The 12,979-nt window shown below is 70.4% G+C and carries 12 protein-coding genes; 6 read left to right on the top strand and 6 right to left on the bottom strand.

What is annotated here, in order from left to right:
• Positions 1–402 precede the first annotated feature (402 nt).
• Genes nagA through BLV01_RS13680 form a run of 3 tightly spaced genes read right to left on the bottom strand, consistent with a single transcriptional unit; the run spans position 403 to position 3,339 of the window.
• A complete protein-coding gene (gene nagA / locus BLV01_RS13690; protein ID WP_091800395.1) occupies positions 403–1,536 on the bottom strand; it encodes an N-acetylglucosamine-6-phosphate deacetylase in 1,134 nt (377 codons plus the stop codon).
• A gap of 4 nt (positions 1,537–1,540) precedes the next feature.
• Entirely contained in the window at positions 1,541–2,551 is a 1,011-nt protein-coding gene (locus BLV01_RS13685; RefSeq protein ID WP_091800392.1) for an SIS domain-containing protein, read from the bottom strand.
• A 35-nt stretch (positions 2,552–2,586) separates the two neighbouring features.
• Positions 2,587–3,339 carry a GntR family transcriptional regulator gene (locus BLV01_RS13680; protein WP_091800389.1) on the bottom strand — a complete coding sequence of 251 codons (753 nt, stop codon included), beginning with the start codon at positions 3,337–3,339 and terminating at the stop codon, positions 2,587–2,589.
• A 158-nt stretch (positions 3,340–3,497) separates the two neighbouring features.
• Between BLV01_RS13680 and zwf the strand changes: the two genes are divergently transcribed.
• From zwf to eda, 5 genes are all read left to right on the top strand, one after another.
• A complete protein-coding gene (zwf, locus tag BLV01_RS13675; protein WP_091800386.1) occupies positions 3,498–5,015 on the top strand; it encodes a glucose-6-phosphate dehydrogenase in 1,518 nt (505 codons plus the stop codon).
• Positions 4,999–5,754 carry a 6-phosphogluconolactonase gene (gene pgl, locus BLV01_RS13670; RefSeq protein ID WP_254782642.1) on the top strand — a complete coding sequence of 252 codons (756 nt, stop codon included), beginning with the start codon at positions 4,999–5,001 and terminating at the stop codon, positions 5,752–5,754. Before zwf ends, pgl begins: the two co-directional genes overlap by 17 nt.
• A 265-nt stretch (positions 5,755–6,019) precedes the next feature.
• Positions 6,020–7,852 carry a phosphogluconate dehydratase gene (edd, locus tag BLV01_RS13665; protein ID WP_091800380.1) on the top strand — a complete coding sequence of 611 codons (1,833 nt, stop codon included), beginning with the start codon at positions 6,020–6,022 and terminating at the stop codon, positions 7,850–7,852.
• 333 nt (positions 7,853–8,185) lie between these two features.
• Positions 8,186–8,866, top strand: a complete 681-nt coding sequence (locus BLV01_RS13660; RefSeq protein WP_091800377.1) for an HAD family hydrolase — start codon at positions 8,186–8,188, stop codon at positions 8,864–8,866.
• A 25-nt stretch (positions 8,867–8,891) separates the two neighbouring features.
• Complete coding sequence (eda, locus tag BLV01_RS13655; RefSeq protein ID WP_091800374.1) at positions 8,892–9,536, top strand: bifunctional 4-hydroxy-2-oxoglutarate aldolase/2-dehydro-3-deoxy-phosphogluconate aldolase; 645 nt, start codon at positions 8,892–8,894, stop codon at positions 9,534–9,536.
• A gap of 192 nt (positions 9,537–9,728) precedes the next feature.
• On the opposite strand, the gene BLV01_RS13650 is transcribed toward eda, so the two are convergent.
• The 3 genes from BLV01_RS13650 to BLV01_RS13640 all read right to left on the bottom strand — a co-directional run bounded on the left by BLV01_RS13650 (position 9,729) and on the right by BLV01_RS13640 (position 11,748).
• Entirely contained in the window at positions 9,729–10,775 is a 1,047-nt protein-coding gene (locus tag BLV01_RS13650) for a LacI family DNA-binding transcriptional regulator (protein ID WP_091800372.1), read from the bottom strand.
• A gap of 70 nt (positions 10,776–10,845) precedes the next feature.
• Entirely contained in the window at positions 10,846–11,328 is a 483-nt protein-coding gene (locus tag BLV01_RS13645; RefSeq protein ID WP_091800369.1) for a hotdog fold thioesterase, read from the bottom strand.
• A gap of 240 nt (positions 11,329–11,568) precedes the next feature.
• Positions 11,569–11,748 (bottom strand): hypothetical protein, encoded by a 180-nt coding sequence (locus BLV01_RS13640; protein ID WP_091800365.1) that lies wholly within the window; start codon positions 11,746–11,748, stop codon positions 11,569–11,571.
• 472 nt (positions 11,749–12,220) lie between these two features.
• Here BLV01_RS13640 and BLV01_RS13635 point away from each other — a divergent pair, with 472 nt between their 5' ends.
• Positions 12,221–12,790 (top strand): relaxation protein, encoded by a 570-nt coding sequence (locus BLV01_RS13635; RefSeq protein ID WP_091800541.1) that lies wholly within the window; start codon positions 12,221–12,223, stop codon positions 12,788–12,790.
• The last annotated feature ends 189 nt before the right edge of the window (positions 12,791–12,979 follow it).

Below are 12,979 nucleotides of genomic sequence, written 5' to 3'. Positions count from 1 at the left end.
GCGGCGAACGCTAGGCCGTCGCAAGCCGTTGCGCGTTAGCGAAAACGTAAGCGCGAAGGCGCGCATGCATCGGATGCGGTCGGCACGCACGTCGGCGATGCGTCGGTGGTGTCGCAGCTAAATGCGCGTTCAGGCGCGGCGGCGAAAACCCGCGGAAAAAAGCGCACTCGCTGTGTTTCAGCCGCGCAGCTTTCCGCGATCGCGTGTCGATTTGTAATCGATCACGGCGCGTGCGTGCAATCCGCATGCGCCAGGCGGCTTATGCGTGCGCGCGGCGCCGGTCCGCGCAGGCGTTGCGCGAAGCGCTGTGCCTGCGCGGTGCGGCACGCCACCGCGCAGGCGCGGTGCGGAAGGCTCGGATGTGCCGCGATGCCGCGGCGGCGAGCGCCGCCGCGGCCGGACTCAGCGCGCGCCGCCGATCCAGCTGTCTTGCACGGTCAGCGCGTCGTCCAGCGCGACCAGGTCGGCGCGGTAGCCCGGCAGAATCTTGCCGAGCCGCTCGCCCAGGCCGAGGAACTGCGCCGGGTAGGTCGAGGCCATGCGGCAGGCCTCGTCCAGCGGCAGGCCCAGGCGCTGCACGGTGTTGCGCACCGCGCTCGCCATGTCCAGCGCCGAGCCGGCCAGGGTGCCGCTGGCGGTGGTGCACTTGCCGTCGCGGCAGGTCATGGTCTCGCCGTACAGCACGAAGTCTTCGTGGGCGCCGCCGACCGGCGGCATCGCATCGGTGACCAGCATGATCTTGCCGCGCGGCTTGGCCGCGATGGCCACGCGCAGCGAGGCGTCGTGCACGTGCTCGCCGTCGACGATCACCCCGCACCAGGCGTTGGGATCGTCGAGGCAGGCGCCGACGCCGCCGGGCTCGCGGCTGCCGAGCGGGGTCATCGCGTTGAACAGGTGGGTGACGCCGCTGACGCCGTTGGCGAAGGCCGCGCGCAAGCGGTCGTAGTCGGCGGCGGTGTGGCCGGCGCTGAGCAGCACGCCGCGCGCGGCCAGCGCGCGCAGGGTGGCGTCGTCGAAGCGCTCCGGCGCCAGGGTCAGAAGGGTCTTGCCGTTGTCGAGCGAGGCGATGCGGTCCAGCTCGTCCGCGCTCGGGGTGTGGAACTTGTCCGGGTTGTGCACGCCCTTGCGCGCCGGCGCCAGGTACGGGCCTTCCAGGTGGATGCCGAGGATGCCGGGCACGCCCGCGGCGATGGCCTCGCGCACCGCGCCGATCGCGCGCAGCATCACCTCGACGTCGTCGCTGATCAGCGTCGGCATCATCCCGGTGGTGCCGAACCGGCGGTGCGCCTGGGCGATGGTGCGCAGCCCGTCGACCGTCGGCACGTCGTTGAACAGCACGTCGCCGCCGCCGTTGACCTGGGTGTCGATGAAACCGGGGGCCAGATAGCGGCCTTGCAGATCCACCGCCTGCGCGCCGGCCGGCGCCGGGCCGGGCAGGACGGCGACGATGTAGCCGTCCTCGACGATCACGCTGAGGTCGGACTCGAAGCCGCGCTCGCTGAGCACGCGGCCGTTGACGAAGGCGGTGGCGGTCATGGCCTCAGACGGTCTCGGTGACTTTGTTGAGATGCGGCGGCACGTCCGGGTTCAGCCCGCGCGCGACCGACAGCGCGTTGGCCGCCTTGTAGAAGCTGGCCACGGTCAGCAGCGGGGTCATCGCCGGATGCAGCGAGCGCGCCAGCGGCAGCGCATCGCCGCCGTGGATGCCCGGCGCGGCCAGCCACACCGGCGCGCCGCGCTGGCGGAACTCGCGCGCCACCGTCACGGTGCCGTCGCCGGTGCCGTCGTCCTGGGCGAAGGCCAGCACCGGGAAGCCCGGGCCGACGATCGCCATCGGGCCGTGCTTCACTTCCGCGCTGCTGAAGGCCTCGGCGTGCAGGCCGCAGGTTTCCTTGAACTTCAGCGCCGCTTCCTGGGCCGCGCCGAGGCCGAGGCCGCGGCCGATCACGAACAGGTTGTGCGCGTCCTTGAGGCCCTCGACCAGCGGCGACCAGTCCTGGGCGAACGCCTGGCGCAGCGCCTCGGGCAAGGCGTGCACGGCGTCGAACAGCTTGGCGTCGCTGCTCCAGCGCGCGGTCAGCTGCAGCATCGCGGCGAGCGAGCACAGGTAGCTCTTGGTCGCGGCGACGCTCTTTTCCGGGCCGGCGTGCAGCGGCAGCACGGTGTCGGCGATCTGCGCCAGCGGCGAGTCGGCGACGTTGACCAGGGCCAGCACGTGCGCGCCGGCGCTCTTGGCGATCTCGGCGTTGCGCACCAGGTCGGGGCTCTTGCCCGACTGCGAGACCGCGACGAACAGCGAGTCCTGCAGCTGCGGCTTGACCGCATAGACCGAGCCCACCGACGGCGAGGCCGAGGCGGTGACCAACCCAAGCTGCGTCTCGAACAAGTATTTGCCGTAAGTCGCGGCGTGATCCGAGCTGCCGCGCGCGCAGGTGACGATGAAGCGCGGCGGCTGCGCGCGCAGGCGTTCGGCCAGTTCGTCGACGATGTCGGCGTTGGCGGCGAACTGGCGGGCGACCGCGTCGCCGGCTTCCTGCGCTTCGGCGTACATGCGGGTACTGCTGGGGTCCAGCAAAGTGTCGGCGCTCACGGGTTGGGTTCGCTCTGGAGTTCGGCGACGAAGTCGTAGGCGTCGCCGCGGTAGAAGGATCGGGTGAACTCGACGACGCGACCGTCGTCGAGGAAGGTGCGGCGTTCGATGAACAATCCGGGCGCGCCTTCGGGCAGGTTCATCAGCCGCGCCTGCTCGGCGTCGAAGGCGATCGCGCGCAAGCGCTGCAGCGCGCGGGCGGGGCGGATGCCGAGCTTGGCGAAGGCTTCGTAGAGCGAGTTCTCGACCATGTCTGGGGTCGTAAGCACCGATGCAGGCACCACGGTCCGCTCGAGCGCGAGCGCCACGCCGTCGGCAGTGCGCAGGCGGTAATACCGGACCACCGCCGCCCCCGGCGACAGGTTCAACGCCATCGCTTCTTCCGGCGTGACCTCGCCGAGGCCGCGTTCGAGGAAGGTCGAGCGCGGGTCGAGCCCGCGCGCGCGCAGGTCGTCGGTGAAGCTGGTCAGGCGCGAGAACGACTTGACGATGCGCTCGGCGACGAAGGTGCCGGCGCCCTGGCGCTGCACCAGCAGGCCGTCGCCGACCAGGCCGGCGATGGCCTTGCGCACGGTGACCCGCGACAGGTCGAGCAGCTTGCCGAGCTCGCGCTCGCCGGGCAGGGCCTGGCCGGCGGTCAGCTCGCCGTTCTCGATCGCGTGCTGGAGGGTGCGGCGCAGGTGTTGATACGCCGGCGCGCGGCGCGCGTCGGACTGGCGGAGGAATTCGCTTTGCAGATAGTCCTGCATACGGGAAAAGATACCAGTGGCAGACCATTGCCGGCAACAAAGCCGTGCTAAACCTGTTTAACCCATTGATTTAGGGTGTCTTTGCACAGGTGGTATCTTACTGGTATCTTTGCTGGTATGGTTTCACCGAGACCAGTCGAGACCCCGCCGGACCGTCCATGAGCGTCTATTCCGTGCCTTCCACCTCGCAACCCCCGCATCTGGCGCCGCTGGCCCCGTTCGATCTGGTGATCTTCGGCGGCACCGGCGACCTGGCCCTGCGCAAGCTGCTGCCGGCCCTGTTCCACCGCTACGCCGACGGCCAGATCGTCGCCGCCGCGCGCATCGTCGGCATCGCCCGCGACGAGCGCAGCGACGAGGCCTACCGCGGCAAGATCCGCGAGGCGCTGATCCAGTTCGCCGGCGAGCAGGCGCAGCAGACCGAGGTGCTCGACGGCTTCCTGGCGCTGCTGTCGTACCGCCGCCTGGACCTGAGTTCGGACAGCGGCTGGCCCGAATTCGCCGCCGAATTCGACGACGCCGAGCGGGTGCGGGTGTTCTACCTCGCGGTCGGTCCGGACCTGTTCGGGGTGGTGTCCGACCGCCTGCAGTCGCACGGGCTGGTCAACCCCAAGACCCGCGTGGTGGTGGAAAAGCCGCTCGGCAAGGACGGCACCAGCGCCGAGGCGATCAACGACGCGCTGGCGCGGGTGTTCAACGAAACCCAGATCTTCCGCATCGACCATTACCTCGGCAAGGAGACGGTGCAGAACCTGACCGCGCTGCGCTTCAGCAACGCGCTGTTCGAGCCGCTGTGGAAGGCCGAGCACATCGACCATGTGCAGATCACCGTGGCCGAGACCGTCGGCGTGGAATCGCGCGCGCCGTACTACGACAAGTCCGGCGCGCTGCGCGACATGGTCCAGAACCATCTGTTGCAGCTGCTGTGCCTGGTGGCGATGGAGCCGCCCTCGTCGCTGGCCGCCGACGCGATCCGCGACGAAAAACTCAAGGTGCTGCGCGCGCTGCGCCCGATCGAGAACGGCAACGCCGCCGCGTTCACCGTGCGCGGCCAGTACAAGGCCGGCGCGGTCGAAGGCCGCGCGGTGCCGGGCTACGCGCAGGAACTGGGCGCGCAATCGCTCACCGAAACCTTCGTCGCGCTCAAGGCCGAAGTGAAGAACTGGCGTTGGGCCGGGGTGCCGTTCTATCTGCGCACCGGCAAGCGCCTGGCCGAGCGCGTGTCGGAAATCGTGGTGACGTTCCGCCAGGTGCCGCATTCGATCTTCGAAGGCCTGACCGAACAGGACCCGTCCAGCCGCCTGCAACCGAACAAGCTGGTGCTGCGGCTGCAGCCCGACGAGGGCGTGAAGCTGTGGCTGATGAACAAGGTGCCCGGCCCCGGCGGCCTGCGCCTGCGCCACGTGCCGCTGGACATGAGCTTCGCCGCCGCGTTCGGCGGGCGCCAGGCCGATGCGTACGAGCGTTTGTTGATGGACGTGGTGCGCGGCAACCCGATGTTGTTCATGCGCCGCGACGAAGTCGACGCGGCGTGGAAATGGATCGACCCGATCCGCGCGGCCTGGGCTGCGAGCGCCGAGGCGCCGCGACCGTACACCGCCGGCAGCTGGGGACCGAGCGCCGCGGTGGCGCTGATCGAACGCGATGGGAGGACCTGGCATGAAGATGCAAGCTGAGCGACTGACCGTGATCGAACCCTTGCCGCTGCCCTTGCACGAAAAATCGTTCGACGACGGCGAACAGCTGGCGTTGGCGCTGGCGCGGCAAGTCGCCGCCGACCTGCGCGCCGCGCTCGCGCGCCACGGCGAAGCCAGCATCGCGCTGTCCGGCGGCAACACGCCCAAGCGCTTTTTCCAGCAGCTGTCGCAGCAAACGCTGGATTGGGCGCGGGTCACCGTGCTGCCGATCGACGAGCGCTGGGTGCCGGCCGAGCATCCGCGTTCCAACGAACGCCTGTTGCGCGAAAACCTGTTCCAGCACAACGCCGCGGCGGCGCGCTTCCTGCCGCTGTACCGCCCGGTGGACACGCCGGAAATGGCGCTGATGCCGGTGCTGACCAAGATCGCCAACGAAGGCCTGCCGCTGGACGTGGCGGTGCTGGGCATGGGCGACGACGGCCACACCGCCTCGCTGTTCCCGGACCTCGGCCACGACAATCCGGCGCTGCGCGAGATCGGCCTGCAGCCGCGCGGTCGTGCGCCGGTGATGTCGGTGCGCACCGCGGCCATGCCCGAGCCGCGCATGACCTTGACGCTGAGCGCGATCTTCACCGCGCCGGCGGTGTACTTGCATATCGAAGGCGAGAACAAGCGCGCGGTGCTCGAGGCCGCGCAGCGCGACCCGCGTTCGACCCTGCCGATCCGCGCCGCGCTCGCCGGCGCGCCGAATCCGCCGACCCTGTACTGGAGTCCTTGATCCGCATACTTGGAGCCCGCGTTCGTTTGGGTTCCGCAGACAGCCAAGCCCTGACTCCCTCCCCTCCCAGTTAAGGCTTTTGCTGTCGCCCCCTTCGCCGGGGGCGGCGTCCGCTCCGCGGACGCGGGGGGATTTGCTTTTGCCGTTGCTTCTTACGAAGGTGTAGGAAGAGCAAATCCCCCCTCTCTCCCTTTTTCGGGGAGCTTCGTTTTTCGAGTCACCGGCCAGGCGCCGATGCCGGCGCCCCGCATCGACCAAGGTCCACGTGAATACCCAACTGCATCCTGTCGTCGCGCAAGTCACGCAACGCATCGTCGAACGCAGCCGCGCGCGCCGCACCGCCTACCTGGCCCGCATCGACGCGGCCAGCGGCAGCGGCCCGCACCGGCGGCGCTTGTCCTGCGGCAATCTCGCCCACGGCTTCGCCGCCTGCAACGTCGGCGACAAGCAGGCGTTGCGCAGCGGCGCGGCGCCGAACCTCGGCATCGTCACCTCGTTCAACGACATGCTGTCCGCGCACCAGCCGCTGGAGCGCTACCCCGACCTGCTCAAGGCCGCCGCGCGCGATGCCGGCGCGACCGCGCAGGTCGCAGGCGCCGTGCCGGCGATGTGCGACGGCGTGACCCAGGGCCGCGAAGGCATGGAGTTGTCGCTGTTCTCGCGCGACGTGATCGCGATGTCGACCGCGATCGCGCTGTCGCACGACATGTTCGACGCCGGGCTGTACCTGGGCGTGTGCGACAAGATCGTGCCCGGCCTGCTGATCGGCGCGTTGCACTTCGGCCATCTGCCCGGCATCTTCGTGCCGGCCGGGCCGATGACCTCGGGCCTGCCCAACGACGAAAAATCGCGCGTGCGCCAGCGCTACGCCACCGGCGAGGCCAGCCGCGACGAACTGCTCGAAGCCGAGGCGCGCAGCTATCACGGCCCCGGCACCTGCACCTTCTACGGCACCGCCAACTCCAACCAGATGCTGATGGAGATGATGGGCCTGCACCTGCCGGGCTCCAGCTTCGTCCATCCCAACACTCCGCTGCGCGACGCGCTGACCGCGCTGGCCGCGCGCCGCGCCGCGCAGATCACCGCGCTCGGCGACGATTACCGCCCGATCGGCCGCATCGTCGACGAGCGCGCCATCGTCAACGGCGTGATCGGCCTGCACGTCACCGGCGGTTCCACCAATCATCTGCTGCACCTGGTGGCGATGGCCGCCGCGGCCGGCATCGAGCTGCGGCTGGAGGACTTCGACGCGCTGTCCTCGGCGGTGCCGCTGCTGGCGCGGGTGTATCCCAACGGCAGCGCCGACGTGAACCACTTCCACGCCGCCGGCGGCTTGGCGTTCCTGATCGGCGAACTGCTCGATCACGGCCTGCTGCACGGCGATGTGGAGACCGTCGCCGGCCATGGCCTGGATCGCTACCGCGTCGAGGCGCGCCTGGGCGAGGACGGCGAGGTGCAGTACGTGCCGTCGACGCCGACCAGCTGCGACACCGCGGTGCTGCGCCCGGTGGCCGAGCCGTTCCGCGCCGACGGCGGCTTGCGCGTGCTGACCGGCAACCTCGGCATCGCCGCGATCAAGGTCTCGGCGGTGCCGGAAGACCGTTGGGTGGTCGAAGCGCCGTGCCGCGTGTTCACCGAGCAATACGAAGTGAAGCAGGCGTTCGAGCGCGGCGAACTGGATCGCGATGTGATCGTGGTCGTGCGCTTCCAGGGCCCGCGCGCCAACGGCATGCCGGAACTGCACCAGCTGACGCCGACGCTGACGGTGTTGCAGAAGCGCGGCCACCGCGTGGCGCTGGTGACCGACGGCCGCATGTCCGGCGCGTCGGGCCAAGTGCCGGCGGCGATCCACGTCACCCCCGAGGCGATGGTCGGCGGCCCGCTGGCCAAGCTGCGCGACGGCGACGTGCTGCGCGTGGATGCGGTCGCCGGAACCTTGAGCGTGGTCGAACCGGCGGACTGGGCGGCGCGCGAGAACGCGACGGCCGATCTGTCTTCGCACCACGTCGGCTTCGGCCGCGAACTGTTCGCCGCGTTCCGCGACGCGGCCGCGCCGGCCGACCAGGGCGCGGGCGTGTTCGGGCCGGTGCCGTTGTGATTGCGCTGGCGGCGTGGGTGTCGAGTTCTTCGATGCCTCGCGCCGCCTCCACCGTCGTTCCCGCGAACGCGGGAACCCAGGGCTTCACCGCGACTCGACTCTGAAGTCTCTGGATCCCCGCTTTCGCGGGGATGACGATAGGAAAGAATGCGGATTCTCGGAATTTCTCGAGTCGACAGAGAGCATCCGCGCCAGCAACAACCGTCGTTCCCGCGAGAGCGGGAACCCCGGGCTTCACAGCGACATCGCTCTGAAGTCTTTGGATTCCTGCCTTTGCGGGAATGACGATAACTAAGTTCCCCGTTGGCCCATCCCGCGACTTCGGAGCGCGACATGCCCGCCCCCATCCGCACCACCTTCCTGTTCGACCTCGACGGCACCCTGGTCGACAGCGTCTACCAGCACGTGCTGGCCTGGAAACAGGCGCTCGACGCCGACGGCATTCCGCTGTCGGTGTGGCGCATCCATCGCAAGATCGGCATGAGCGGCGGCTTGTTCACCAACATCCTGCTGCGCGAGACTGGAATCGACATCACCCCCGAGCGGGTCGAGCGCCTGCACACGCTGCACGCGCAGGCCTACGCCGCGCAGGCGACCCAGATCCGGCCGCTGCCGGGCGCGGTCGAACTGCTCGCGTATCTGACCGAGAACGGGATTCCCTGGGCCATCGCCACCAGCGGCCGGATGGAAACCGCGCGCCACAACCTGGTCGCGCTCGGCGTCGATCCCGAGCGCAACGTGGTGATCACCCGCGACATGGTCCGCTACGCCAAGCCCGACCCCGACCTGTTCCTCGCCGCCGCCGACAAGCTCGGCGCCGACATCGAGCATTCGGTCGTGGTCGGCGACAGCATCTGGGACCTGCTCGCCGCGCGCCGCGCCCGCGCGCTCGGCGTCGGCCTGCTGTCCGGCGGCTACGGCCAGGACGAACTCGAACGCGCCGGCGGCTTCCGCGTCTACGAAGACCCGGCCGACCTGCTCAAGCACATCGACGAAGTCGCCGCGCGCGCCTGACCCGCCTTCGATTAGGAACCCACTCATGACTGCGATGCAGGATCTGCAAAAGCGCGTCGGCGCGGTGCTGGCGCTGGCGCCGGTGGTGCCGGTGCTGGTGATCGACGAACTCGCCCACGCCGTGCCGCTGGCGCGCGCGCTGGTCGCCGGCGGTTTGCCGGCGATCGAGGTGACGCTGCGCACGCCGGTGGCGCTGGAGGCGGTGCGGGCGATCGCCGCGGAAGTAGAAGGCGCCGCGGTCGGCGTCGGCAGCGTGCGTCGGCCGCAGGACTTCGTCGATGCCTTGAAGGCCGGCGCGACCTTCGCGGTGTCGCCGGGCAGCTCGCCGGGCCTGATCGCCGCCGCGCGCGAGATCGACCTGCCGTGGCTGCCGGGCGCGGCCACCGCGTCGGAAGCGATGGCGCTGCTGGAGCAGGGCTACACCCAGCTCAAGTTCTTCCCGGCCGAATCCATCGGCGGCGCGACGGCGCTGAAGGCGCTGGGCGGGCCGCTGCCGGAGCTGCGGTTTTGCGCGACCGGCGGCATTGGCGCGAACAATGCGCGCGATTATTTGGCGCTGGCGAACGTGCCTTGCGTCGGCGGCTCGTGGGTGGCGCCGGCGGCGGCGGTGAAGGCCGGCGATTGGGCCAAGGTCGAGGCGCTGGCGCGCGAGGCGGCGGCGTTGAAGTGAGTTCGGAGTCGTTGCGACCGCGATCGTCCGCGGTCGCGACTCGCGTCGCTCCTACAGCCGGCAGTGAAACCGGCTGGAGTTCCTGTAGGAGCGGCGCAAGCCGCGACCGCGCCAATGCGGTCACGCCGAAAGGTTCGTCGCAGTTGCGTTGTCGCGGTCGCGACTCGCGTCGCTCCTACAGCGGGAAACCGCTCAGGCGCCGCCGGCCGGACGCGGCGGCGCCGTCGATCCGCGCACCACCAGGATCGGGCTGAAGCCCTCGTTCGCCGGCGCTTCCGCCGGCGTATCGCTCTCGCGCCGCAACTCGGCGATCAGCCGATACGCCGCATGCCGCGCGATCTCCTCGGTCGCCTGCCGCGCGGTGGTCAGCGTCGGCCACGACTGCTTGGAGAACGGGCTGTCCTCGAACCCGGCGATCGACAGGTCGTAGGGCACGTGCATGCCCGAGGACTTCGCCGCCGCCAGCACGCCGGCGGCGATTTCGTCGTTGCTGCCGAAGATCGCGGTCGGCCGGTCCGGCAGGGCGAACAGGCGGCGCGCGCCGCGGAAGCCGTCGTCGAAGGAATAGTCGCCCGGCAACACCAGGTTTTCGTCCTCGCCGATGCCGTAGTCGGCCAGCGCCTGCGCGTAGCCCTTGTAGCGCTCCCAGCTGGAGCGGTGCGACTTGCCGCCCCACAGGAAGCCGATGCGCTGGTGGCCGAGCTGGATCAGGTGTTCGGTGATGTCGTAAGCGGCGTCGCGGTCGTCGACCCACACGCACGGCGCGCCGTCGCGCGGGTCTTCGGCGGCCGAGACGATGCGCACCAGCTTGATCCCGTGCGCGAGCAGTTCGCTGACCAGCTCCATGCGCTCGGACATCGGCGGCGCCAGCACCAGGCCGGCCAGGCGCGCGCCCTGGACCAGGTCGATCAGGTCGGCGGCCAGCAACGGCGAGGACGAATCGCAGGGATGGATCTGCAGCCCGTAGCCGGTCTCGCGGCAGGCGGCCAGCACGCCGTTCTGCACGCTGATGATGTAGTACGGGTTCGGGTTGTCGTAGACCACGCCCAGCGCATACGGCTGGGCGCTGCGCAGGCTGCGCGCGGACGGGTCGGGACGGTATTCGAGTTCGGCGATCGCCTCGTGCACGCGCGCGCGGGTGCGGGCGCGCACGCCGGATTCGTCGTTGATGACCCGCGAGACGGTCTTCAGCGAGACCTGGGCGAGTTCGGCGACATCTTTGATGGTGGGTCGGCGCACGGGGCCTCGGCGGTGGGCGCGGGGCGGGCGCGAACGGCGCGCTCCGCGGAACCCTAGCCTACTCGCCGGCTCAGACCTTGGGTACCACGGCCAGGGTCAGCCGCGAGACGCAGACCAGGCGGCCGGCTTCGTCCTCGATGCGGATGTCCCAGACCTGGGTGCTGGCGCCGACGTGGATCGGCCGGGCGGTGCCGACGACCGTGCCGCTGCGCACGCCGCGCACGTGGTTGGCGTTGATCTCGATGCCGACGCAGACCTTGCCCTTGGCGCAGCACAGGTTGGCCGCGCTGCTGCCCAGGGTCTCGGCCAGCAGGGCCGAGGCGCCGCCGTGGAGCAGGCCGTAGGGCTGGTGGGTGCGCGCGTCGACCGGCATAGTGCCGCGCACGTAGTCGGGGCCGATCTCGGTGAAGACGATGCCGAGCGGCTCCATCGCGGTGTTGCGCGCGAGCCGGTTGAGGTCGTCGACGCTGTCGGTGTCGCGGAACAACCGCCGGACGGCGGGAGCTTCGGGGGCGGCGGGCGCCGCGGGGCTGGTCGGGTCGGATGCGCTCATCGGCTCACGATAGCGGCGAGGCGGCGACCGGACCAGCCGGGACGTGTCGGCTTGCGCCGGGGGACAACGGGGGCGAACGCTACGGTGGGGGCGGGCGTTGCGGCTGGATCGTGCGATCGGCCGGAAAAAAGGCCGGATCGGCGCGCGCTGAGTTGGGGAACGGGAGCGCTTGCTGCGCCGATCCGGGCCAGAGAACCGATAGGGCCGCGGACGAGCGATCCATGGACGCCGAGTGGGCGATCAGGCGAAGCGGAAGCGCGGCTGGACCCAGTTGCTGGCGTAGCTGCGGTTGCTGGCGTAGCCGCTGGAGTTGCCGTAGCCGACGCCGAAGTCGCGCTGGCGGTGGACGTGGCGGACCGGGGCGGGGGTGGCCGGGGTCTTGGCGGTCGGGGCGGTGCGGGCGGTGGCGGTGGCGTTCATGGGGTCGTCCTTTCTGCTGTCGTGGAGTTGTAGTGCTTCGGTGTGTTGGTAAAGTACAACACCTGGGCTGAGTTTGATATGTGCTGGAAGTCATATCCCCCTTTGGTCATGCCCCGGTGCGGTTCTGGGGGCGGGCCGGCGGGGCGCAGCGTCCGGGTTCAATGCAGTAGATGAGCCGGGGGCCGCTGGGGTTGCCATGACTGACGACCTAGACGCCGGCCGCGGCCTCGATGTGACCGGCGCCGCCGCGCGGCCGGGTTTGCCCCGGGTCGAGGCGCTGGCGTAGGCTCCAGACACCCTTGCGGCCGCCCTGGCCGCCAAGCCCCGGCACGATCCGGCGCCGAAGCGGGCGCGGGTGCAGCAGCCGCAAAACCTCCGGGTCGCGCCGCCGCACGCGCCCTCGCGCGGCCCGCGCACGGGCCGGCCGGGCGCACACCGGCACGGCACCGGCGGCGAACGCCAAGAGGACACGATGCAGCAAGACGAATTGATGGCGCTGATCAGCAAGACCGCGGTGCTGATGGAGCAGTTCGAACGGCGCTGCGAGGAACTCGAGCGCCACCAGCGCACCGTCGCCGAGCACCTGCAGGCCCTGGCCCAACAGGTGCCCGGGGTGCTGCGCCAGTCCGCCGACGACAGCCTGCGCACCCTGCCCGGCGCGGTGATGGGCAAGCTGGAGAGCGGCCTGTCCGAACCGGTGGGCGCCTATGAGAAGCGGCTCAAGGAGGCCGGCACCCTGCTGCACGCCGGTTCGCAGACCCTGGCCGGGCAGCTCAAGCGGATGGAAGAACTGCACAAGCACCTGGTGTGGAAAGTGGTCGGCGCCGCGTTCGCCAGCGTGGCGCTGCTGTTGCTCGGCGGCGGCTGGCTGCTGTGGCAGTACCGCGCCGACATCGACCACAACCGCATCTCCGCCGAACTGCTGCGCGCCTACAACCAGGCCGACGTGACCCTGTGCGACGGACGCCTGTGCGCGAACGTGGACGAGAAGGGCAAGACCTACGGCGACCAGAAGCAGTACCGGCCGGTGCAGCCGCGGTAACGGCGCCGCGCCGGTCGCCGCGCCCCGGCCGGAGCCCCTGTAGGAGCGGCGCAAGCCGCGACCGCGCCAACGCGGCTACGCCGAACGCTCCGCCACAGTTGCGGCTCCGCGGTCGCGACTCGCGTCGCTCCTACCGCCGCAAACGAAACCGGCCGGAGCCCGTGTAGGAGCGGCGCGAGCCGCGACCGC

Origin of the sequence: Lysobacter sp. yr284 (assembly GCF_900107375.1) — a bacterium.
Taxonomy (GTDB): Bacteria; Pseudomonadota; Gammaproteobacteria; order Xanthomonadales; family Xanthomonadaceae; genus Lysobacter.
This window is presented reverse-complemented; position numbering and strand designations above follow the sequence as displayed.

Bases quoted from the DNA above. Each gene is read 5' to 3' on its own strand.
- BLV01_RS13680 (WP_091800389.1), bottom strand. From the start codon at position 3,339: ATGCAGGACTATCTGCAAAGCGAATTCCTCCGCCAGTCCGACGCGCGC.
- BLV01_RS13660 (WP_091800377.1), top strand. From the start codon at position 8,186: ATGCCCGCCCCCATCCGCACCACCTTCCTGTTCGACCTCGACGGCACC.
- BLV01_RS13635 (WP_091800541.1), top strand. From the start codon at position 12,221: ATGCAGCAAGACGAATTGATGGCGCTGATCAGCAAGACCGCGGTGCTG.
- zwf (WP_091800386.1), top strand. From the start codon at position 3,498: ATGAGCGTCTATTCCGTGCCTTCCACCTCGCAACCCCCGCATCTGGCG.
- eda (WP_091800374.1), top strand. From the start codon at position 8,892: ATGACTGCGATGCAGGATCTGCAAAAGCGCGTCGGCGCGGTGCTGGCG.
- BLV01_RS13645 (WP_091800369.1), bottom strand. From the start codon at position 11,328: ATGAGCGCATCCGACCCGACCAGCCCCGCGGCGCCCGCCGCCCCCGAA.
- BLV01_RS13685 (WP_091800392.1), bottom strand. From the start codon at position 2,551: ATGTACGCCGAAGCGCAGGAAGCCGGCGACGCGGTCGCCCGCCAGTTC.
- nagA (WP_091800395.1), bottom strand. From the start codon at position 1,536: ATGACCGCCACCGCCTTCGTCAACGGCCGCGTGCTCAGCGAGCGCGGC.
- BLV01_RS13640 (WP_091800365.1), bottom strand. From the start codon at position 11,748: ATGAACGCCACCGCCACCGCCCGCACCGCCCCGACCGCCAAGACCCCG.
- pgl (WP_254782642.1), top strand. From the start codon at position 4,999: ATGAAGATGCAAGCTGAGCGACTGACCGTGATCGAACCCTTGCCGCTG.